At 65.1% G+C, this 20218-nt stretch carries 15 protein-coding genes and 1 tRNA gene; 7 read left to right on the top strand and 9 right to left on the bottom strand.

The features are described 5' to 3' along the window. Positions 1-43: 43 nt before the first annotated feature. The 3 genes from lspA to CSC67_RS15665 are packed head-to-tail and all read right to left on the bottom strand — an operon-like array spanning position 44 to position 4362. Positions 44-580 carry a signal peptidase II gene (gene lspA, locus CSC67_RS15675; RefSeq protein ID WP_118995379.1) on the bottom strand — a complete coding sequence of 179 codons (537 nt, stop codon included), beginning with the start codon at positions 578-580 and terminating at the stop codon, positions 44-46. After that, positions 573-3407 carry an isoleucine--tRNA ligase gene (gene ileS / locus CSC67_RS15670; RefSeq protein ID WP_118995378.1) on the bottom strand — a complete coding sequence of 945 codons (2835 nt, stop codon included), beginning with the start codon at positions 3405-3407 and terminating at the stop codon, positions 573-575. The genes lspA and ileS overlap by 8 nt, the downstream gene beginning before the upstream one ends. Beyond that, complete coding sequence (locus CSC67_RS15665; protein WP_118995377.1) at positions 3397-4362, bottom strand: bifunctional riboflavin kinase/FAD synthetase; 966 nt, start codon at positions 4360-4362, stop codon at positions 3397-3399. The genes ileS and CSC67_RS15665 overlap by 11 nt, the downstream gene beginning before the upstream one ends. Positions 4363-4408: 46 nt before the next feature. Here CSC67_RS15665 and purN point away from each other — a divergent pair, with 46 nt between their 5' ends. The 4 genes from purN (at position 4409) to CSC67_RS15645 (ending at position 10143) form a co-directional block, all read left to right on the top strand. Further along, complete coding sequence (gene purN, locus CSC67_RS15660; RefSeq protein WP_118995517.1) at positions 4409-5080, top strand: phosphoribosylglycinamide formyltransferase; 672 nt, start codon at positions 4409-4411, stop codon at positions 5078-5080. A gap of 164 nt (positions 5081-5244) precedes the next feature. Beyond that, on the top strand, positions 5245-6483 hold the full coding sequence (locus CSC67_RS15655) for an RsmB/NOP family class I SAM-dependent RNA methyltransferase (protein ID WP_118995518.1): 1239 nt from the start codon (positions 5245-5247) through the stop codon (positions 6481-6483). Between the two features lie 154 nt (positions 6484-6637). Next, on the top strand, positions 6638-7849 hold the full coding sequence (locus CSC67_RS15650; RefSeq protein WP_118995376.1) for a DesA family fatty acid desaturase: 1212 nt from the start codon (positions 6638-6640) through the stop codon (positions 7847-7849). Continuing rightward, entirely contained in the window at positions 7846-10143 is a 2298-nt protein-coding gene (locus tag CSC67_RS15645) for a UvrD-helicase domain-containing protein (protein WP_118995375.1), read from the top strand. The genes CSC67_RS15650 and CSC67_RS15645 overlap by 4 nt, the downstream gene beginning before the upstream one ends. Positions 10144-10261: 118 nt before the next feature. Here CSC67_RS15645 and CSC67_RS15640 read toward each other — a convergent pair whose 3' ends face one another. The 6 genes from CSC67_RS15640 to CSC67_RS15615 form a co-directional block, all read right to left on the bottom strand. Continuing rightward, positions 10262-12187, bottom strand: coding sequence for an ABC-F family ATP-binding cassette domain-containing protein (locus CSC67_RS15640; protein ID WP_118995374.1), 1926 nt, complete (start codon positions 12185-12187; stop codon positions 10262-10264). Continuing rightward, positions 12184-13080 carry a 50S ribosomal protein L3 N(5)-glutamine methyltransferase gene (gene prmB, locus CSC67_RS15635; protein WP_118995373.1) on the bottom strand — a complete coding sequence of 299 codons (897 nt, stop codon included), beginning with the start codon at positions 13078-13080 and terminating at the stop codon, positions 12184-12186. The genes CSC67_RS15640 and prmB overlap by 4 nt, the downstream gene beginning before the upstream one ends. Beyond that, positions 13077-14222 (bottom strand): succinyl-diaminopimelate desuccinylase, encoded by a 1146-nt coding sequence (gene dapE / locus CSC67_RS15630; RefSeq protein ID WP_118995372.1) that lies wholly within the window; start codon positions 14220-14222, stop codon positions 13077-13079. Before dapE ends, prmB begins: the two co-directional genes overlap by 4 nt. Next, the gene (gene dapD, locus CSC67_RS15625) at positions 14222-15043 is read right to left on the bottom strand and encodes a 2,3,4,5-tetrahydropyridine-2,6-dicarboxylate N-succinyltransferase (RefSeq protein WP_118995371.1); all 822 of its coding nucleotides are present in this window, start codon (positions 15041-15043) and stop codon (positions 14222-14224) included. The genes dapE and dapD overlap by 1 nt, the downstream gene beginning before the upstream one ends. A 55-nt stretch (positions 15044-15098) precedes the next feature. After that, positions 15099-16304, bottom strand: a complete 1206-nt coding sequence (gene dapC, locus CSC67_RS15620) for a succinyldiaminopimelate transaminase (RefSeq protein ID WP_118995370.1) — start codon at positions 16302-16304, stop codon at positions 15099-15101. 131 nt (positions 16305-16435) lie between these two features. Then, positions 16436-16520, bottom strand: a tRNA-Leu gene (locus tag CSC67_RS15615). Positions 16521-16687: 167 nt separating this feature from the next. On the opposite strand from CSC67_RS15615, the gene tig reads away from it, so the two are divergent. The 3 genes from tig to clpX all read left to right on the top strand — a co-directional run bounded on the left by tig (position 16688) and on the right by clpX (position 20064). Then, entirely contained in the window at positions 16688-18001 is a 1314-nt protein-coding gene (tig, locus tag CSC67_RS15610) for a trigger factor (RefSeq protein ID WP_118995369.1), read from the top strand. Then, on the top strand, positions 18002-18664 hold the full coding sequence (gene clpP / locus CSC67_RS15605; protein WP_118995368.1) for an ATP-dependent Clp endopeptidase proteolytic subunit ClpP: 663 nt from the start codon (positions 18002-18004) through the stop codon (positions 18662-18664). Positions 18665-18756: 92 nt separating this feature from the next. After that, a complete protein-coding gene (gene clpX, locus CSC67_RS15600) occupies positions 18757-20064 on the top strand; it encodes an ATP-dependent Clp protease ATP-binding subunit ClpX (RefSeq protein WP_118995367.1) in 1308 nt (435 codons plus the stop codon). Positions 20065-20218 lie beyond the last annotated feature (154 nt).

The following is a 20218-nucleotide window of genomic DNA, read 5'->3' as shown; positions in this document are numbered from 1 at the left end:
GGTCTCTTCCTGGAACGGGTTGAGCTTTGGCGGCCTGCTGCGCTTACGCGGCCGGATCGGCCCTGCGCCGCCGTTCGCGCCGGATGCGCAGGATTTCGTCGAGGATCAGCAGAGCCGCGCCGCAGGTGATGGCGATGTCGGCGACGTTGAAGGCCGGGAAATGCCAGCCGGCCCAATGAAACAGCAGGAAATCGACGACGTGGCCGTGCATGATGCGGTCGATCAGGTTGCCGATGGCGCCGCCCAGAATGCAGGTAAGCGACGCGCAAAAAAGGGTCTGCCTGGGATGGCGCCGCAGCAGGTGCAGGATGAGGCCGACGGCGCCCAGCGCGATGGCCGTAAAGAGCCAGCGCTGCCAGCCTTGTCCGCCGGCCAGGAAACTGAATGCCGCCCCCGGGTTGTACAACAGCGTGAAGTCGAAAAACGGCAGAACGGGCCAGCGTTCCGCATAGGCCATGTTGCCGTCGAAATAGCTCTTGGTCAACTGGTCGAGCACGATGATCAGCACCGCGCCCGACAGCCAGGCCCAGAAGCGCGGCGGAATGAAGGCCGGGCGGGAAGCCGTGGCGTGCTCAGGCATGGCGGCGCGCCTCGCCGGTCGAAGACAGATTGCTGACGCAGCGGCCGCACAGCGTGGGATGCTGCTCGTCCCGGCCCACGTCGTCGCGATGGTGCCAGCAGCGCTCGCACTTGGCGTGCGCGGTGGCGGCGACCTCGATGCGCAGGTCGCCGCCGGCGCGATGCACTTCGGCGCGCGACACGATCAGCACGAAGCGCAGGTCGTCCTGCAGCGAGGCCAACAGCTCGTAATCGTCGCCATCGGCATACAGGTCGATTTCCGCATCCAGCGAGGAGCCGATAAGGCCTGCCGTCCGGACCTCTTCGATGCGCCGCATGACGTCGGCGCGCATGGCCCGCAGGCGGCTCCATTTTTCGTTCAGCACGGCGGCGTCCACCTGGTCGGGCAGGGCATGGAACAGCTCGGTGAAGATGGTGACGGCGTGGCCCTGGTGAAGGTCCTTCCAGGCCTCTTCGGCGGTGAAGGAAAGAATGGGCGCCATGAGCTTGAGCAGCGCATGGGTGATGTGGAACACCGCCGTCTGCGCCGAACGCCGGGCCAGGCTATCGCGCGCCGTGGTGTACAGCCGGTCTTTCAGGACGTCGAGATAGAAGGCGCCGAGGTCTTCGGAACAGAAGACCTGCAGCCGCGCCACGGCGGGGTGGAATTCGTAGCGCTTGTAGTTCTCGAGTGTTTCCGCCTGCATCGCGGCCGTCATGGCCAGCGCATAGCGGTCGATCTCGAACATGGCGTCCAGCGCCACGGCGTCGCGCGCCGGGTCGAAATCGCTGAGGTTGCCCAGCAGGAACTTGAGGGTGTTGCGGATGCGGCGATAGCCTTCGACCACCCGCTTGAGGATTTCGTCTGAGATGGACAGTTCGCCGGAATAATCGGTGGCGGCGGTCCACAAGCGCAGGATCTCGGCGCCCAGCGAATCGGACACCTTTTGCGGGGCGACCACGTTGCCGACCGACTTGCTCATCTTGCGTCCGGCCCCGTCCACCACGAAGCCGTGGGTCAGCAGGGCCTTGTAGGGCGGGCGGCCGTAAAGCATGCAACTGGTCAGCAGCGAGGAGTGGAACCAGCCCCGGTGCTGGTCCGAGCCTTCCAGGTAAAGGTCGGCCGGCCATTTGAGCAGATCGCCGTGCGAGCCGTTGAATTCGTTGTCCCGGCCGCCCAGCACCGTGGCGTGGGTGGTGCCCGAGTCGAACCAGACGTCCAGCGTGTCGCGGTTGTTTTCGTAGTGCTCGGCCTCGTCGCCCAGCAGTTCGCGCGGATCGAGCGATTGCCAGGCTTCGATGCCTTCTTTCTCGACCCGCTGGGCGACCTGTTCAAGCAACTCGACTGTGCGGGGATGGAGCTCGCCCGTTTCCTTGTGAACGAAAAAGGCCATGGGAACGCCCCACTGGCGCTGGCGCGACAGCGTCCAGTCGGGTCGGTTGGCGATCATGGCATGCAGCCTGGCCCGGCCCCAGGCCGGATAGAACTGCGTCTGTTCGACGCCCTCGAGGGCTGCTTCGCGCAGGGTCTTGCCCTCTTTGGGCTGGCGGTCCATGCCGGCGAACCACTGGCTGGTGGCGCGGTAGATGACCGGGGTCTTGTGCCGCCAGCAGTGCATATAGCTGTGCGACAGTGTATTGACCTGCAGCAGCGAGCCGGCTGCGTCGAGCGCCTTGACGATCTCGGGGTTGGCCTTCCAGATGAGCTGGCCGCCGAACAGGGGCAGGCTGGAGGCATAGACGCCGTCGCCCATCACGGGGTTGATGATGTCCTCGTCGCGCAGGCCGTGCGCCTTGCAGGACAGGAAGTCCTCGACGCCGTAGGCGGGCGACGAATGTACGACGCCGGTGCCGGCGTCCAGCGACACGTAGTCGGCCAGGTAGACCGGTGCCGTACGCCGATAGCCGGGGTCCACGTCGTAGAGCGGATGGCGGAACTCCAGGTTGGCCAGGGCCGCGCCCTTGGCCGTGGCGATGACTTCGCCCTCGAGCTTCCAGGCCTCGAGACAGCTTTCGACCAGTTCTTTGGCCAGCAGCAGCACCGTTCCCGTGGCGCGCGGCTCGGCCAGGCGGACCAGGGCGTAGTCGATCTCGGGATGCACGTTCAGCGCCTGGTTTGCCGGCAGCGTCCAGGGCGTGGTGGTCCAGATGACGACGGCGCCTTCCTGGGCTTCGGTCAGGCCGAAGGCATGGGCGACCTTGGCGGGATCGTCGAAGCGGAAGGCCACATAGACGGCGGGATCCTTGCGGTCGGCGTACTCCACCTCGGCCTCGGCCAGGGCCGAACCGCAGTCGAAACACCAGTTGACGGGCTTGAGGCCGCGAAAGACGAAGCCTTTCTCCATGATGCGGGCCAGCACGCGAAGTTCGTTCGCTTCATTGGCGTAGTTCATGGTGAGGTAGGGGCGGTTCCAGTCGCCCAGCACGCCCAGGCGCTTGAAGTCGGCCTTCTGGCGCTCGATCTGCTCGAGCGCGTAGGCGCGCGCCTTGGACTGCACCTCGGCCACCGGCAAGTGCTTGCCGTACTTCTTTTCGATCTGGATCTCGATGGGCATGCCGTGGCAGTCCCAGCCGGGCACGTACTGCGCGTCGAAGCCGGCCATGTTGCGGCTCTTGACGATGATGTCCTTGAGTATCTTGTTGACGGCGTGGCCGATGTGGATGTCGCCGTTGGCGTAGGGCGGGCCGTCATGCAGCACGAACTTGGGGCGCCCCTGGCTGGCCTGGCGGATCGCCTCGTACACTTTGTTTTCTTCCCACTCGGCGACCCAGCGCGGTTCGCGCTTGGCGAGGTCGCCCCGCATCGGAAAAGGGGTCTCGGGCAGATTTAAAGTGTTTCTATAGTCCATGGAGCGCGAAATAATCACGAGCGCTTTGCGCATCGTTGTCGATGGCGGCGATCATAGCAGGAAGGTCGGGGAATTTTTCTTCGTCCCTGAGGTACTGCAGGAACTCGATTTGCGTGAGTTTACCGTATGCATCCACGCGCCGGTCCAGCAGGTGGACCTCCAGCATGATGCGTCCGGAGTCGGAGATGGTGGGCCTGACGCCCAGGCTGGCCACGCCGTTCAGCGCCTGGTCGGCCAGCCCGTGGGCGCGCACCACGTAGACGCCCGAACGGGCTGCGCACAGGGCGGGCACGCGGATGTTCAACGTGGGGTAGCCCAGCGTGCGGCCCAGCTTCTGGCCGTGTATGACATGGCCGCTGATGCGGTAGGTATGGCCGAGCAGGCGCTCGGCCCTTTCCAGATTGCCCACGGCCAGGGCGGTGCGCACCTCGGAGCTGGAGATGCGGTAGCCGTGTTCGTCCACCACGTCGGACAAGGTTTCCACCTCGAAACCGTGGCGCTGGCCCGCCCGGCGCAGCAGGGCGACGTCGCCCATGCGCTTGTGCCCGTAGCGAAAATCCTCGCCCACCAGCAGCCAGCGCGTCTGCAGGCCCTGCACCAGCAGTTTTTCGATGAAGTCCTCGGCCGGCATGTCGGCCAATTGCTGGTTGAAGCGCTGCAGCACCAATTGGCGAATCTGCAGCCGCTGCATCGCCCAGGCCTTGTCCCGCAGGCTGCTGATCTGCGTCGGCACGAGTTCGGGGCGCTGGCCGCGCTGCGCGAAGAAGGCGCGCGGATGCGGCTGGAAGGTCATGACCGTGGGAGCGATGTCGCGCTGCGCGGCTTCGTTCACGACGCGTCTGAGGATGGCCTGATGGCCGCGATGGACGCCATCGAAATTGCCGATGGTGACGGCGCTGGCGCCCCGGGTATCGTGGCGCGGCAGATGGCGGTAGATGCTGAAAGAAGGTTTCACACCGAGAGTTTACAATTTTATGTTGAGCTCCTTCTGGGAAAAGACCTTGCCGGGAACAAATTCTTGCCGCTGCCGCTTCGTCGTGCTCGTTTCGGGCCGGGGCAGCAATATGCGGGCCATCGTTCAGACCTTGCGCGAGCGGGAGCTGCCCGCCGAAGTGTGCGCGGTGGTGTCCAGCTCGCCCCGTGCCGCCGCGCTCGGCTGGGCGCGCGAGCAGGGCATCGCGACCGAAGTCCTTCCGCATCAAGATTATGCATCGCGCGAACTGTTCGACGCGGCGCTGGCGCAGGCCATAGAGGCCTACCGGCCCGACTACGTGCTGCTGGCGGGTTTCATGAGGGTGCTGACCACCGGATTCGTCGAACGTTTCAACGGACGGCTGGTCAATATCCATCCTTCGCTGCTGCCGTCTTTTCCGGGCCTGCACACGCATCAGCAGGCCCTGGCGATGGGCGTGCAGTGGCATGGCTGCACCGTGCATTTCGTGACGCCCGTGCTCGATCACGGCCCCATCATCGCCCAGGGCGTCGTGCCCGTCCTGGCCGGCGATACGCCCGCCGACCTGGCCGACCGTCTGTTGCAGGTCGAGCACCGGGTTTACGGCGAGGTGGTCGGCTGGCTGGCCCGGGGACAAGTCACGCTGGACGCCATGCAGCGGGTGCAGGTGCGTGGCGTGGCCAACCGTTCTTTCATCCTGCCGTCCGACGGCGGATACTGACTTCAAAGGTAGACATGAGTAATTCAAGCAAGGCCCGGCGGGGCGCGCCGGCGAAAAGCCGAACGGCGGCAACGCGTTCCCCGGGGCAGGGGCGGGCGAAGCCGGCTGCCGCCCCGGAGAAGTTTTACGCCGTGGCGGCCGCACGCATACAGCAAGTCCAGGAGGTGCTGGGCGAAATGCTGCAATGGCAGTATCCGGCCGATGCCGTGCTGTCCCGCTGGCTGCGCGCCCATCCCAAGCTGGGCGCGCGCGATCGCGTCGAACTGGCCGATGGCGTATTCGATGTACTGAGGCATTTGCGCCGCTATCGCCAGTTTGCCGAAAGCGGTACGGGTCCCGCTTCGCGCCGCCTGGCCATTCTGGGCCTTGCTTCGGTGTTCGAGCCCGCCAAGCTGGACCAGGCTCTGAGCGCCGAAGAAAAAGCCTGGCTCGATCACGTGCGCGGCATCGACGTGCGTGGGCTGGCTCCGGCCGTGCGCTGGAGCCTGCCCGACTGGCTTGCCGAGCGGCTGAGCCAGCTCGACGACGCCGAGGCACTGATCGAAGCCCTGAACCAGCCCGCGCCGCTGGATCTGCGCGTCAACTCGCTCAAGGCCGAACGAGACGCCATGCTGCAGGCCTTGCGCGAAGGGCCTGCAGCTCGTTTCGAGCCCCGGGCCACGCCTTATTCGCCCTGGGGCATCCGCATGCAGGGCCGGCCCCCGATCAATCGCTGGCCCATGTTCGAGCGGGGCGAAATCGAAGTGCAGGACGAGGGCAGCCAGATACTGACCGCCCTGGTGGCTCCGCGCCGCGGCGAAATGATCATCGACTATTGCGCCGGCGCCGGCGGCAAGACGCTATTGCTGGGCGCCTTGATGCGTTCGACCGGGCGTCTTTACGCCTTCGACGTGTCCAATGCGCGGCTGGCGCGCGCCAAGCCCCGTTTCGCCCGCAGCGGGCTGTCCAACATCGTGCCGGTGGTGATAGACGCCGACAACGACCAGCGGGTCAGGCGTCTGCGGGGCAAGGCCCATCGAGTGCTCGTCGATGCTCCCTGCAGCGGCCTGGGCACGCTGCGGCGCAATCCGGACCTGAAATGGCGCCAGCATCCGGGCTCGCTGGAAGAGTTGCGGGCGCTTCAGGCACGCATATTGCGGCAGGCCTCGGAGTGCGTGGCGCCGGGCGGCAGGCTGGTCTATGCAACCTGCAGCGTGCTTCCCGAGGAAAATCAGCAGCAGGTCGAGGCCTTTTTGGCGGCGAATCCGGATTTCGAGCTGTTGGACGCCGGTGAAATCATCACGGACCGTTGCAAGAACCTGACGCTTGAGGGGCCTTACCTGTCGATGCGTCCCGACCGGCACGGCACCGACGGCTTCTTTGCGGCGGCCATGCAACGTTCGGCGGCGGGGCGTAGCGCGTGAATCCATGGGTTTCAGACGGTTTCACCGGGGCATGTCCTTGATTTTCCTCAAAAACTATTTTGAAACTTTGCTGTCAGAATAACGGCATCTACGCTAGAATCTACTGGATATTCAACTAGGGGCTTCTTAATACAAAGCCTTATCAAGCAGGTATATGGACAATCTTCTTTCTTTCCTGGCGGGCGGTTTGCTGCAGTACTCGTGGTGGCAGGTCGCCTTGGTCACGTTGGCGCTTACCCACGTCACCATCCTGGGTGTGACGCTTTTCCTGCATCGCAGCCAGACGCACCGGGGCCTCGATCTGCACCCGGCCGTCATGCATTTCTTCCGCTTCTGGCTGTGGATGACCACCGGCATGGTCACGAAAGAATGGGTGGCCATCCACCGCAAGCACCACGCCAAATGCGAGCGCGAAGGCGACCCGCATTCGCCCATGATCTACGGCATCGGCAAGGTATTCTTCCGCGGCGCCGAACTCTACCGCGAAGAGGCCGCCAATGCCGAAACCCTCAAGCGCTATGGCTACGGCACGCCCGACGACTGGATCGAGCGCAAGCTGTATTCGCGCCACAGCATGCTCGGCATCCTCATCATGCTGGGCATCGACCTGGCCCTGTTCGGCGTATTGGGCCTTACCGTCTGGGCCATCCAGATGGCCTGGATTCCCTTCTGGGCGGCCGGCGTCGTCAACGGGCTGGGCCACTACATCGGCTATCGCAACTACGCCAGTCCCGACACCAGCACCAACGTCTTTCCCTGGGGCGTGATCATCGGCGGCGAAGAGCTGCACAACAACCACCACGCCTACGGCACCTCGGCCAAGTTCTCGGCCAAGTGGTGGGAATTCGACATCGGCTGGGGCTACATCAAGGTGCTCAGCTTCTTCCGCCTGGCCACGGTGCGGCGCGTCGCGCCCAAGCTCAAGCTCGAGCCGGCGGCCCAATCCGTCAGCCTGCAAACGCTCGAGGGCGTCATCCTGCATCGCTACGAGATTCTGGCCCGCTATACCGACGTCATCAAAAAGGCCGCCGCCGACGAACTGGCCAAGCTCAAGCCGCTGCGTGAAAAAGGCAGCCCCGACTGCCGCTGGCGCCAGCTGAGCCGCATCAGGCATACGCTGGGCAGCCCCGACGCCGATGCGCTCGAGCCCGCGCAGCGGGCCGAACTCGACACCGTCCTGGCCCAGAACCAGTCGCTTTCCACTCTGGTGCAGATGCGCCGCGAACTGACCCGCCTCTGGGAAAGCTCCAGCGCCACCAGCGAACAGCTGCTCAGTGATCTGCAAGCGTGGTGCCAACGCGCCCAGCAAAGCGGCATCGAAGGCCTCGAGCAGTTCGCCTACCGCCTGCGCCGCTACGCGGCATGATCGACCAGCTCAATACCGAACAAAAAGCCGCCGTCACACTTCCCGCACAGCACGCGCTGGTCCTGGCCGGCGCGGGCAGCGGGAAGACCCGCGTCCTGACGACGCGCATGGCCTGGCTCATTCAAACGGGCCAGGCCAGCCCCTACGGGCTGCTGGCGGTCACCTTCACCAACAAGTCCGCGCGCGAGATGCTCACTCGCCTGTCCAGCCTGTTGCCGCTGGATACGCGCGGTTTATGGGTGGGCACTTTTCATGGCTTGTGCAATCGCATGCTGCGTGCGCATCACCGCGATGCGGGCCTGCCGCAGACCTTCCAGATTCTCGACACGGCGGACCAGCTCTCGGCCATCAAGCGCCTGATCAAGGGCGCGGGCATCGATGACGACAAGTATCCGCCCCGCGATGTGCAGCGCTTCATCAACGGCGCCAAGGAAGAAGGGCTGCGTCCCGATGCCGTGCAGGCCGACGACCCGCATCGTCGGCGCCTGGTGGAGATCTACAGCCTGTACCAGGCGCAATGCGAGCGCGAGGGCGTGGTCGACTTCGCCGAACTGCTGCTGCGCGCCTTCGAGCTGCTGCAGCGCAACGGCCCCATACGCGAGCACTATCAGCGCCGTTTCCGCCATATTCTGGTGGACGAGTTCCAGGACACCAACACCCTTCAGTACCGCTGGCTGCAACTGCTGGCCGGAGGCGGGGCCTGCGTCTTCGCCGTGGGCGACGACGACCAGTCCATCTACGCCTTTCGCGGCGCCAATGTCGGCAATATGGCCGACTTCGAACGCGACTATGCACGGGGCGCGGTCATCCGGCTCGAGCAGAACTATCGCTCCTACGGCCACATCCTCGATTCGGCCAATGCGCTGATCTCGCACAACAGCGCTCGCCTGGGCAAGAATCTCTGGACGGCGCAGGGCGAGGGCGAACCCGTGCGCGTCACCGAGCAGCCTTCCGACCTCATGGAAGCGCAATGGATCGTCGACGAGGTCAAGGCCCTGATCAACGACGGCAGGCTGCGCCGGGAAATCGCCATCCTGTACCGCAGCAACGCGCAATCGCGCGTGATCGAGCACGCACTGTTTTCATCCGGCATCCCCTACAAGGTGTATGGCGGGCTGCGCTTCTTCGAGCGGCAAGAGGTCAAGCACGCGCTGGCTTATCTGCGTCTCATGGACAACCCGCACGACGACACCTCGTGGCTGCGGGTGGTCAATTTCCCGGCGCGCGGCATAGGCGCCCGCACGCTGGAGCAATTGGCCGACGCCGCCCGCGAGCGAGGCACCAGCCTGTACGGGGCCGTGCCCTTCATGTCGGGCAAGGGCGGCAGCAACCTGCTCAAGTTCGCCGATCTCGTGACCGACATGGCCCACGAGGCCCAGGCCTTGAGCCTGCCCGAACTCATTGAACACGTCGTGCATCACAGCGGCCTGCAAGCCCATTACCGCGCCGAGAAAGAGGGCGCGGAGCGCCTGGAAAACCTGCAGGAACTCGTCAACGCGGCCGCGGTGTTCGCCGCCGAGGAGAACGTCGAAGGCCTGCCGGCGGGCCTGGCCATCGAGCGTCCCGTCTCGATGCTGCCCGACGTCGAGCTTGCCGACGACGCCGCCCAGGCGCCATCCGCCGAATTCGCCATGTCGCCGCTGGCCGCCTTCCTGTCCCACGCCTCGCTCGAGGCGGGCGACAACCAGGCCCAGGCGGGCCAGGACGCCGTCCAGCTCATGACCGTGCATGCTGCCAAGGGTCTGGAGTTCGACTCGGTGTTCATCACCGGCATCGAAGAAGGCCTGTTCCCGCACGAAAACAGCCTGCTCGACGCCGCGGGCCTCGAAGAAGAGCGCCGCCTCATGTACGTGGCCATCACGCGGGCCCGCGAGCGGCTCTACCTTACCCTCGCCCAAAGCCGCATGCTGCACGGGCAGACGCGCTATGCGATGCGTTCACGCTTTCTGGACGAGATTCCCGAAGAGCACCTCAAATGGCTGACCCCGCGCGAAGCCCGGACCCTGCCCGCCGAGAGCTGGAGCCAGGCGGGATGGCGCCGGTCCGACGCCTACGGGCGTCCGCCGACCGGCACGGCCGCGCCCCGCACGCCGCGCAGCGTGACCAGCGGCGTGACGGTGGGCGACCGGCACTATCGCATAGGGCAGGGCGTGCGCCATGCCAAGTTCGGCGAAGGCACCATCATCGGGCTCAGCGGCATGGGGCAGGATTCTCAAGCCCAGATCCAGTTCCGCGACGCGGGCACAAAGACGCTGGCTTTGGGAATTGCCAAGCTGGACGTGATTGCGGGCTAAAGCCCCAGTTGCCGCAGACCGCGAAGCCACCAGCGCAGCAAACTTCGAAATTATGAGGTGTGGGGCGGGCTCAAAGACTCAAAACAGGGCCATCCAATTGGCTGGGTGGTTAAAGAGCTCAAGACAAGCCTTCCAGCTCTTCCTGCAGCAGCAGCCACTCCTCCTCGAGCGCATCCATCTGCTTGCTCAACTCCCCATGCTCGGCCAGAACAGCAGGCCGTTCATCGCGCCGGGAATCCGAATAGAATTCCGGGTCGGCGATCAGCGCATTCAACTCGTCCAAGCGCTTGCGATCGCGCTCCATGCGCGTCTCGAGCTTCTTGAGCGACGTCTCGATCGGCTTGCGCAGCGCCGAAAGCCGTTGGCGTTCCTCCGCTTCCTGGCGGCGCTGGGCCTTGCGGTCCACCGGCGCATCAGCCGCCGCCGAAGCCTGGCTGCGCGCAGCCTCCCGTTGCACAGCCGTGCGCTCGTTGAGCCACGAACGGTAGTCTTCCAGGTCGCCGTCGAACTCCAGCACGGCCCCGTCCGCCACGATCCAGAAACTGTCCACCGTCGTGCGCAGCAGATGCCGGTCGTGCGAGACCAGCAGCACGCTGCCTTCGAATTCGGCCAGCGCCGTCGCCAGCGCCTCGCGGGTGTCCACGTCCAGGTGGTTGCTGGGCTCGTCCAGCAGCAGCAGATTGGGTTTTTGCCAGACGATCAGCGAGAGGGCCAGCCGGGCCTTCTCCCCGCCCGACATCGGCGCCACCCGGCTATTGACCGTATCGCCGCTGAAACCGAAGCCGCCCAGATAGTTGCGCAGTTCCTGCTCGCGGGTCTGGGGCGCCAGGCGGGCCAGGTGCTGCAGGGGCGTTTCGTCCAGGCGCAGCATGTCCAGCTGCTGCTGCGCGAAATAGCCGATGTTCAGCCCCTTCGATGCCTTGAGTTCGCCCGCCAGCGCCGGCAGTTCCCCGGCCAGCGTCTTGATCAGCGTGCTCTTGCCGGCGCCGTTGACGCCCAGTACGCCGATGCGGCTGGAGGCGCGCAGCATCAGCGTCACATCCTTCAACACCGCCTTGCCGGGGCCTTCGTCACCCGCCGTATAGCCGACCGACACATCGTGCAGCGTAAGCAAGGGATCGGGCACATTGCCCGGATCGGGAATTCGGATGTCTATGCCGGCCTCGGCGTGCAGCGGCGCCAGCGTTTCCATGCGGGCCAGGGCCTTGACCCGGCTTTGCGCCTGCTTGGCCTTGGTGGCCTTGGCCTTGAAGCGATCGATGAAACTCTGCAGCCGGGCCGTTTCGCGCGTCTGTCGCTCCCAGGCGATGCGGGTCTGGCGCAGGCGTTCGGCCCGCTGCGTCAGGAAGTCCTCGTAGCCGCCGCGGTAGCGCACCAGCTTGCCGTGATCGAAATGCAGTATCGAACGCGCCACCGCGTCCAGGAACTCCGTATCGTGGGAGATCAGCAGCACTGTGCCCTGGTAGGCCGCCAGCCACCGTTCCAGCCACAGCATGGCGTCCAGGTCCAGGTGGTTGGTGGGCTCGTCCAGCAACAGCAGTTCCGAGGGCGCCATCAAGGCGCGCGCCAGCGCAAGACGCATCTGCCAGCCGCCCGAGAACTCGCCCACCGGACGCATCCATTCATGCGGGGCGAAACCCAGTCCGGCCAGAAGCTGTTCCGCCCGAGACGGCGCACTCCAGGCGTCGGCCTCGACCAGCGCCGCTTCGAGCTCGGCGATGCGGTGGCCGTCATGGTCGGGCGTCGCTTCGCGCTCGGCCTGCAGGCGCCGCAGTTGCGTGTCGCCGTCGATGACGAACTCGCGGGCGGGCCGGTCGAGCGCGGTGATTTCCTGCTCGACGCTGGCGATGCGCCAGGTGTCGGGCAGGGACAGGCTGCCCGCGTCCAGATCGATGCGGCCCTGGAGCAGGGAGAACAGCGTCGATTTGCCCGCGCCGTTCTTGCCCACGAAGCCCAGGCGCTCGCCGGGATTGACGACGAAGTCGGCGTCCTGCAGCAGAACTTTGGTGCCGCGGCGAAGGGTCAGTCCGTTTGCGCGTATCACGAGACCAGCTGCTCCCGCGTCAGCATCAGGATCTGATCCTCGGTATTGGCCGTGCTGAGCCAGACCGGCTCGAGCTCGGGAAAGGCATTGACGAAGTTTTCGTACTCGTTGCCGATCTCCAGCACCAGTATGCCGCGTTCGTCCAGGAAGCGCGGCGCGTCGCGCAGCAGCCGGCGCACGATGTCCATGCCGTCGCCGCCGCCCGCCAGCGCCATGGTCGGCTCATGGCGGTATTCCGGCGGCAGCGATTCCATCGAATGGTCGTTGACGTAGGGCGGATTGCACACGATCAGTTGGTACAGGCATTGAGGCAACTGGTCGAACAAATCGCTGCGATGCGTGGCGACCCGCCCGTCCAGGCCGAACTGCTCGATGTTCAGGTCGGCGACCTCCAGGGCGTGTTCCGAGAGATCCACCGCGTCCACCTGCGCGTTCGGGAAGGCCAGCGCCGCGAGAATCGCCAGGCAGCCCGAGCCGGTGCACAGGTCCAGCACATAATCGACGTCGTCGGGGTCGGCGACCCAAGGCTGCAGCGCTTCGACCAGCAGTTCCGAGATGGGTGAACGGGGCACGATGACCCGCGAGTCCACCGCGAAACGCTGCCCCTGCAGCCAGGCTTCGCCGGTCAGATAAGCCGCGGGCACGCGTTCATCGAGGCGGCGCTCGACGATCTCCAGGCAGCGCTTCTTTTCCTCGGACGTCAGGCGGGCGTCGAGAAAGGGCTCCAGCGTGTCCAGCGGCAGATGCAGTACGTGCAGCAGCAGGTACACGGCCTCGTCCCAGGCGTTGTCGCTGCCGTGGCCGAACGACAGCTGGGCGGCGTTGAAGCGGCTGACGGCATAGCGCAGCAGATCGCGCAAAGTGTGCAGTTCGTCCAGCGCGGCGGCGTTCATGCGGCGTCTCCGTCGTTCAGCAGCAGGTTTTCGAGTGTGCGGCGGTAAATATTCTTCAAGGGTTCCAGCGTATCGATGCGTATGTGTTCATTGGTCTGGTGGATGCTGGCGTTGATGGGGCCGAATTCCACCACCTGCGGGCAAAGCTTGGCGATGAAGCGGCCGTCGGAGGTGCCGCCGGTGGTGGACAGCTCGGTCGCCACGCCGGTTTCGTCCAGTATGGCCCGGCTGACGGCGCGGCTGAGCTCGCCTCGAGGCGTAAGAAAGGGTTCGCCGCCCAGCGTCCACTCCAGATCGTACTGCAAGCCATGGGCGTCCAGCAGCGCATGGACGCGCTGCTTGAGCGCCTCGGGCGTGCTCTCGGTCGAAAAGCGGAAATTGAAGTCGACCACGGCCTCTCCGGGCACCACATTGGTCGCCCCGGTTCCCGCGTGCAGATTGGATACCTGGAAGGTGGTGGCGGGAAAGTACTGGTTGCCGGCATCCCATTGCAGGCTCGTCAGTTCGGCCAGCGCGGGCGCCAGCAGATGGACCGCGTTGCGGGCCAGATGCGGATAGGCGACGTGCCCCTGGCGGCCGCGCACGGCGAGACGCCCCGACAGCGACCCGCGCCGTCCGTTCTTGACCGTATCGCCCAGCGCCGACACCGACGTCGGTTCGCCCACGATGCAGTAGTCGGGAATTTCGTTGCGCGCGCGCAGCGCCTCGCACACCTTCACCGTCCCGTCGACCGAGGGTCCTTCCTCGTCCGAAGTGATGAGCAGCGCGATCGAACCGCCATGGCCGGGATGGGCGGCGACGAACTCTTCGGCCGCCACCGCGAAGGCCGCGATCGAGCTCTTCATGTCGGCGGCGCCGCGTCCGTAGAGCAGACCGTCGCGCTCGGCCGGGACGAATGGGTCGCTGTCCCATTTTTCCAGCGGACCGGTAGGCACGACGTCGGTATGGCCGGCGAACACCAGCAGCGGCGCCGCGCCGCCGCGCCGCAGCCATAGGTTGGACACGACGCCGAAGGGCATGGATTCGGCCTGGAAGCCGCTGGGCCCAAGCCGCTCGGCCAGCAGCGCCTGGCAGCCGGCGTCGTCGGGCGTGACGGAAGGCCGGCTGATGAGCGCTTCGGCCAGTTTGCGCACGTCGGACATCAGGCCCTCAGCAATTCGTTGACGCTGGTCTTGGCGCGCGTCTGGGCATCGACGCGCTTGACGATGACGGCGCAGGCCAGGCTGTGCGAGCCGTCGGCGGCGGGCAGCGAGCCGGGCACCACCACCGAGCCGGCCGGCACGCGGCCGTAGCTGACGGCGCCGGTGGCGCGGTCGTATATCTTCGTGCTTTGCGACAGGAAGACGCCCATGGCCAGCACGGAGTTCTCTTCCACGATCACGCCCTCGACGACTTCCGAGCGCGCGCCTATGAAGCAGTTGTCCTCGATGATGGTCGGATTGGCCTGCAGGGGCTCGAGCACGCCGCCGATGCCGACGCCGCCGGACAAATGCACATTGCGGCCGATCTGGGCGCAGGACCCGACCGTGGCCCAGGTGTCGACCATGGTGCCTTCGCCCACATAGGCGCCGATGTTCACATAGGAGGGCATGAGCACGACGTTGCGGCCGATATAGGCGCCGCGGCGCGCCGTGGCGGGGGGGACGACGCGAAACCCGCCCTCGGCAAAGTCCTGCGCGCTGTGGCCGGCGAACTTCAGGTCGACCTTGTCGTAGAACTGCAGCGGGGCCTGTCCCATCGGCCGGTTGTCCTGCAGGCGGAAGGACAGCAGGACAGCTTTCTTGATCCACTGATGGGTGATCCATTCGCCGGCGATCTTTTCCGCCACGCGCAGGCTGCCTTGGTCGAGGGCCTGAAGCGTCTGGTCGACGGCCTCGCGTATCCGGGCGTCCGCGTTTGCGGGGGCCAGAGTGTTGCGCTCGTCCCAGGCTCGTTCAATGATGTCTTGCAGTTCTGTCGTCATCGTTTCGTGTATGTAGTAGCGGTTGAAAAGAGCCCGGCCATCGACGGCAATGTTTCTAGCGGGGCGGAGAGTATTCCCGCAGGAAGCGGGCCATGCGCTGCGCGGCATCCACGCAGTCCTGTTCGGGCGCGACGAGGGCGATGCGGATGCGCCCCGCGCCCGGATTGATTCCGTGCGCCTCGCGAGCCAGATAGCTGCCCGGAAGCACCGTGACGGCGGTGGCCGCGTGCAGCGCGCGGGTGAAGTCCTCGTCGCTTCCGGGCGTGCCGGCCCATAGATAGAACCCTGCGTCGGGCAGCGCCACGTCCAGCACGGGCTTCAGGATGGGGTACACCGCGTCGAACTTGCGGCGGTAGAGCCGCCTGTTTTCGGCGACATGGTCTTCGTCGTTCCAGGCGGCTATGCTGGCTTGCGAGACGACCGGGCTCATGGCGCTGCCATGATAGGTGCGGTAAAGCAGAAATTGCCGGATCTGGGCGGCGTCACCGGCCACGAAGCCGGAGCGCATGCCCGGCACGTTCGAGCGCTTGGACAGGCTGGAAAAGCACAGCAGATTGCGGAAATCGCCGCGTCCCAGCTGATGCGCCGCTTGCAAGGCGCCCAGCGGCGGAGCGCCCTCGTCGAAATAGATCTCGGAATAGCATTCGTCGGCGGCAATGACGAAGCCGTATTCGTCGGACAGGCGGAATAGAGTCTGCCAGCTTTCCAGGGGCAGCACGTTGCCGGCGGGATTGCCGGGCGAGCAGACGAAAAGCAGCTGCGTCCGGCGCCACGCCTCGGGCGGCACCGCCTCCCAGTCGTAGCCGAAGTTGAGGTCGGGCCGGGAGTTGATGAAGTAGGGCCGGGCGCCGGCGATCAGGGCCGCGCCTTCGTAGATCTGGTAGAAGGGATTGGGGCACACCGCCAGCGCCCCGGGCACCGGGTCGATGACGGTTTGCGCGATGGCGAACAGCGCCTCGCGCGAGCCCAGCACGGGAAGCACCTCGGTCTCGGAGTCGGGCTCCGGAATGCCGTAGCGCCTGGCGATCCAGCCCGAAATGGCGGCGCGCAGGGCGGGCTCGCCCTTGGTCGGGGGGTAGGCCGAGAGGCCGTCCATGGCGTTGCGCATGGCGTCGATGGCAACCTGGGGGGCGGGGTGCCGGGGCTCTCCGATCGAGAGGCTGATGGGGGCGAGGTCCGCGGGCGCGGGACCGGCCTGGGCCAGCAATTGCCGCAGCCGTTCGAAGGGATAGGGATTGAGAGCGCCTAGGCGAGGATTCATGTGTGCCGCGATAGAGGTTGCCGGCAGGATTGGCAAGCCGCCTGTCGCGTCGCGCCGAAGGCGGAGAAAGCCTTCTGGTTCTGCGCCGGTCGAGCACTAGCCGGACGTCGCGCCGGGCCGGGCTGCCTCGATGGTGCGAACGGAGAGACTCGAACTCTCACACCTTTCGGCGCCAGAACCTAAATCTGGTGCGTCTACCAATTCCGCCACGTTCGCACTAGGCAAGCCAAGCATTATAGCGTGTTTTCTCATCGCAGCCGGCGCCCCCGGGCGAAGGTTTACCCACCGAATCCGACCCGCATGCAGGCTTTTTCGGCGCCTTGGAGTTTCCGGTAAAATATCCTGTTCATCTATCCATTTACCCACTTACATATAGGTTCCCAATGCAGCAGCCCGTGGTTGAAACTCTGTCTGGCCTGGAGCGTCGTATCGATCTCGTCGTTTCTGTTGCCGATGTCGAAAAAGAAGTCCAGTCGCAGCTCAAGCGTGTTGCGCGCACAGCCAAGGTTCAGGGCTTTCGTCCGGGCAAGGCGCCTCTTTCCATCATCGAGCGCAGCCACGGCCCCGGCATCCGCTACGACGTCATCAACGCCGAAGTGGGGCGGGCGCTTGACAAAGCCATTGCCGACGCCCAGCTGCGCATTGCCGGCACTCCCGATCTCGAGCCCAAGACCGAAGGCGTCGAAGAAGGCTATATGGGCTTTTCGGCCACCTTCGAGGTCTATCCCGAAATCGCCGCTCCCGACCTGTCCGCATTGCAGGTCACCCGCAGCAACGTCGAAGTCGGCGACGCCGAAGTCCAGCGCACCATCGACATCCTGCGCAAGCAGCGCGCCGTCTACGAGCCGCGCGAAGGCCGCGCCGCGCAAGACGACGACCGCGTCACGCTCGATTTCGCCGGCACGATCGACGGCGTGGCCTTCGAAGGCGGCTCGGCCGAGAACTTCCCCTTCGTGCTGGGTCAGGGCCGCATGCTGCCCGAGTTCGAAACCGCCGTGCGCGGCCTGAAGGCGGGCGACACCAACACCTTCCCGCTCGAATTCCCCGCCGATTACGGCGGCAAGGAAGTCGCGGGCAAGACCGCCGAATTCAAGATCACCGTCACCGAAGTGGCCGAGCCCGTGCTGCCCGAAGTCGATGCCGAATTCGCCAAGTCGCTGGGCCAGGCTGAAGGCGATGTCGAGAAACTGCTCGAAGACGTGCGCGCCAACATCCAGCGCGAAGTCAAGGCGCGCGCCCAGGCCCGCACCAAGGGCAGCGTCATGGACGCCCTGGCCGCCGCCTGCACGTTCGACGTGCCCAAGGCCCTGGTCGAAAACGACACCCACAACCGCGTGGCCGCGGCGCGCGAAGAGCTCAAGCAGCGCGGCGTGCCCAATGCCGACAGCCTGCCGATTCCTCCCGAGACCTTCGCGGCCGAATCCGAGCGCCGCGTGCGCCTGGGCCTGCTGGTGTCCGAACTGGTCAACAACGCCGAACTGCGCGCCAAGCCCGAACAGGTGCGCGCCCGCATCGAAGAGCTGGCCCAGAACTACGAGCAGCCCGCCCAGGTCGTGACGTATTATCTGTCCGACCGCCAGCGCCGCGCCGAGATCGAGGCCCTGGTGCTCGAAGACAACGTTGTCGAGCATGTCCTGTCCAAGGCGCAGGTCACTGATGAAACCGTCGATTTCGACGAACTTATGGGGACTGCATAAATGCAGCGATTCACTGATTTCTACGCGTCGATGTACGGCGGCGACTCGGTCACACCCACCGGGTTGGGCTACGTGCCCATCGTCGTCGAGCAATCGGGCCGCGGCGAACGCTCCTACGACATCTATTCGCGCCTGCTGCGCGAGCGCGTCATCTTCTTCGTCGGGCCGGTCAACGACCAGTCGGCCAATCTCGTGGTGGCGCAGCTGCTCTTCCTCGAGTCCGAGAACCCCGACAAGGACATCTCACTCTACATCAACTCGCCGGGCGGGTCGGTGTACGCGGGCATGGCCATCTACGACACCATGCAGTTCGTCAAGCCCGACGTCTCCACGCTGTGCACCGGGCTTGCCGCCAGCATGGGCGCCTTTCTGCTGTCGGCCGGCGCAAAGGGCAAGCGCTACACCTTGCCCAATTCACGCATCATGATTCACCAGCCTTCGGGCGGCGCCCAGGGCCAGGCATCCGACATCCAGATCCAGGCGCGCGAAATCCTGAGCCTGCGCGAACGCCTCAACGCCATACTGGCCGCCAACACGGGTCAGCCGGTCGAGCGCATCGCCGAAGACACCGAGCGCGACAATTTCATGTCCGCCGAAGATGCAGTATCGTATGGGTTGGTGGATAAAGTTCTGGTCTCACGCTCCGACTCCGCCGAGGCGTAGGCCAGCCGGTCGGCGGGGCCACAGCGGTATTCGCCGATTATTATCGACAGGCGGCCTCGGCGGGCCGTGTCGTCATAGGAACTTATAGTTTTATGCCCGAGAAAAAAGGATCGGCAGACGAAAAAGTGTTGCATTGTTCGTTTTGCAATAAAAGTCAGCACGAGGTGCGCAAGCTGATCGCGGGGCCCTCCGTGTTCATCTGCGACGAATGCATCGATCTTTGTACCGACATCATCCTGGAAGAAACCCAGGAGGCCGCGCGTGACGCCATTCGCAACGAACTGCCCACGCCGCGCGAGATCAAGTCCTTTCTGGACGGCTATGTCATTGGACAGGACGTCCCCAAGCGCAATCTGGCCGTGGCGGTGTACAACCACTACAAGCGCATCCGGTACGGCGAGGTCAAGGGCGACGACGTCGAACTTTCCAAGAGCAACATCCTGCTGATCGGGCCCACGGGCTCCGGCAAGACGCTGCTGGCGCAAACCTTGGCGCGCATGCTCGACGTGCCTTTCGTCATGGCCGACGCCACCACGCTTACCGAGGCCGGCTACGTCGGCGAAGACGTCGAGAACATCGTCCAGAAGCTGCTGCAGAACTGCAACTACGATGTCGAGAAGGCGCAGCGCGCCATCATCTACATCGACGAGATAGACAAGATCTCGCGCAAGTCCGACAACCCCTCCATCACGCGCGACGTGTCCGGCGAAGGCGTGCAGCAGGCCCTGCTCAAGCTGATCGAAGGCACGGTGGCTTCGGTGCCGCCCCAGGGCGGGCGCAAGCATCCCAACCAGGATTTCGTCCAGGTCGACACCACCAACATCCTGTTCATCGTGGGCGGCGCCTTCGACGGCCTCGAAAAAGTCATACGTGACCGCACCGAAAAGTCCGGCATCGGCTTCTCGGCCTCGGTGCGCGCCAAGACCGAGCGCGGCGTCGGCGAACTCTTCTCCGAGGTCGAACCCGAAGACCTGATCAAGTTCGGCCTCATCCCCGAACTGGTGGGGCGCTTGCCGGTCGTGGCCACCTTGCAGGAGCTCGACGAGCAGACCCTGGTGCGCATCCTTACCGAGCCCAAGAACTCCCTCATCAAGCAGTTCCAGAAACTGTTCGAGATGGAGGACGTCGAGCTCGAGGTCCGGCCGCAGGCGCTCAGCGCCATCGCCCAGAAGGCGATCAAGCGCCGCACCGGCGCGCGCGGCCTGCGTTCCATCGTCGAGCAATCGCTGCTGGGCACCATGTATGAACTTCCCTCGCTCGAGAATGTCAAACGGGTTGTGCTGGACGAGAACGCCGTGCAGGGTACCGGAGCCCCGCTGCTCATCTATGGCGACGAGGAAGAATCCGCCGACGATCTATCCGACAAGCCGGCTGTGCCGAAACTGAAAGGCGCTGCCTGAGCCGTTCTTTGAAATGTCCTTGTGGTTTGTGGGTTTATCGCTGCGGCGACTTGAAATTTCCGCTATCGTCACTACATAACTCACATGTAGTACTCAAAAAGGGGGGCTAGGCTTCCCTTTTTGTTTCCAACGCAGAGCTTTTTAAGGAAATTAC

This window comes from Pusillimonas caeni (assembly GCF_003545815.1).
GTDB classification, from domain to species: Bacteria; Pseudomonadota; Gammaproteobacteria; order Burkholderiales; family Burkholderiaceae_B; genus Pusillimonas; species Pusillimonas caeni.
The sequence above is the reverse complement of the archived record's forward strand: the minus strand, read 5'-3'. Positions and strand labels throughout refer to the sequence as shown.

What these genes read in the sequence shown, in the direction of transcription:
- lspA (WP_118995379.1), bottom strand. Translation starts at nt 580, where the DNA reads ATGCCTGAGCACGCCACGGCTTCCCGCCCGGCCTTCATTCCGCCGCGC.
- ileS (WP_118995378.1), bottom strand. Translation starts at nt 3,407, where the DNA reads ATGGACTATAGAAACACTTTAAATCTGCCCGAGACCCCTTTTCCGATG.
- CSC67_RS15650 (WP_118995376.1), top strand. Translation starts at nt 6,638, where the DNA reads ATGGACAATCTTCTTTCTTTCCTGGCGGGCGGTTTGCTGCAGTACTCG.
- CSC67_RS15645 (WP_118995375.1), top strand. Translation starts at nt 7,846, where the DNA reads ATGATCGACCAGCTCAATACCGAACAAAAAGCCGCCGTCACACTTCCC.
- prmB (WP_118995373.1), bottom strand. Translation starts at nt 13,080, where the DNA reads ATGAACGCCGCCGCGCTGGACGAACTGCACACTTTGCGCGATCTGCTG.
- dapE (WP_118995372.1), bottom strand. Translation starts at nt 14,222, where the DNA reads ATGTCCGACGTGCGCAAACTGGCCGAAGCGCTCATCAGCCGGCCTTCC.
- dapD (WP_118995371.1), bottom strand. Translation starts at nt 15,043, where the DNA reads ATGACGACAGAACTGCAAGACATCATTGAACGAGCCTGGGACGAGCGC.
- dapC (WP_118995370.1), bottom strand. Translation starts at nt 16,304, where the DNA reads ATGAATCCTCGCCTAGGCGCTCTCAATCCCTATCCCTTCGAACGGCTG.
- tig (WP_118995369.1), top strand. Translation starts at nt 16,688, where the DNA reads ATGCAGCAGCCCGTGGTTGAAACTCTGTCTGGCCTGGAGCGTCGTATC.
- clpP (WP_118995368.1), top strand. Translation starts at nt 18,002, where the DNA reads ATGCAGCGATTCACTGATTTCTACGCGTCGATGTACGGCGGCGACTCG.
- clpX (WP_118995367.1), top strand. Translation starts at nt 18,757, where the DNA reads ATGCCCGAGAAAAAAGGATCGGCAGACGAAAAAGTGTTGCATTGTTCG.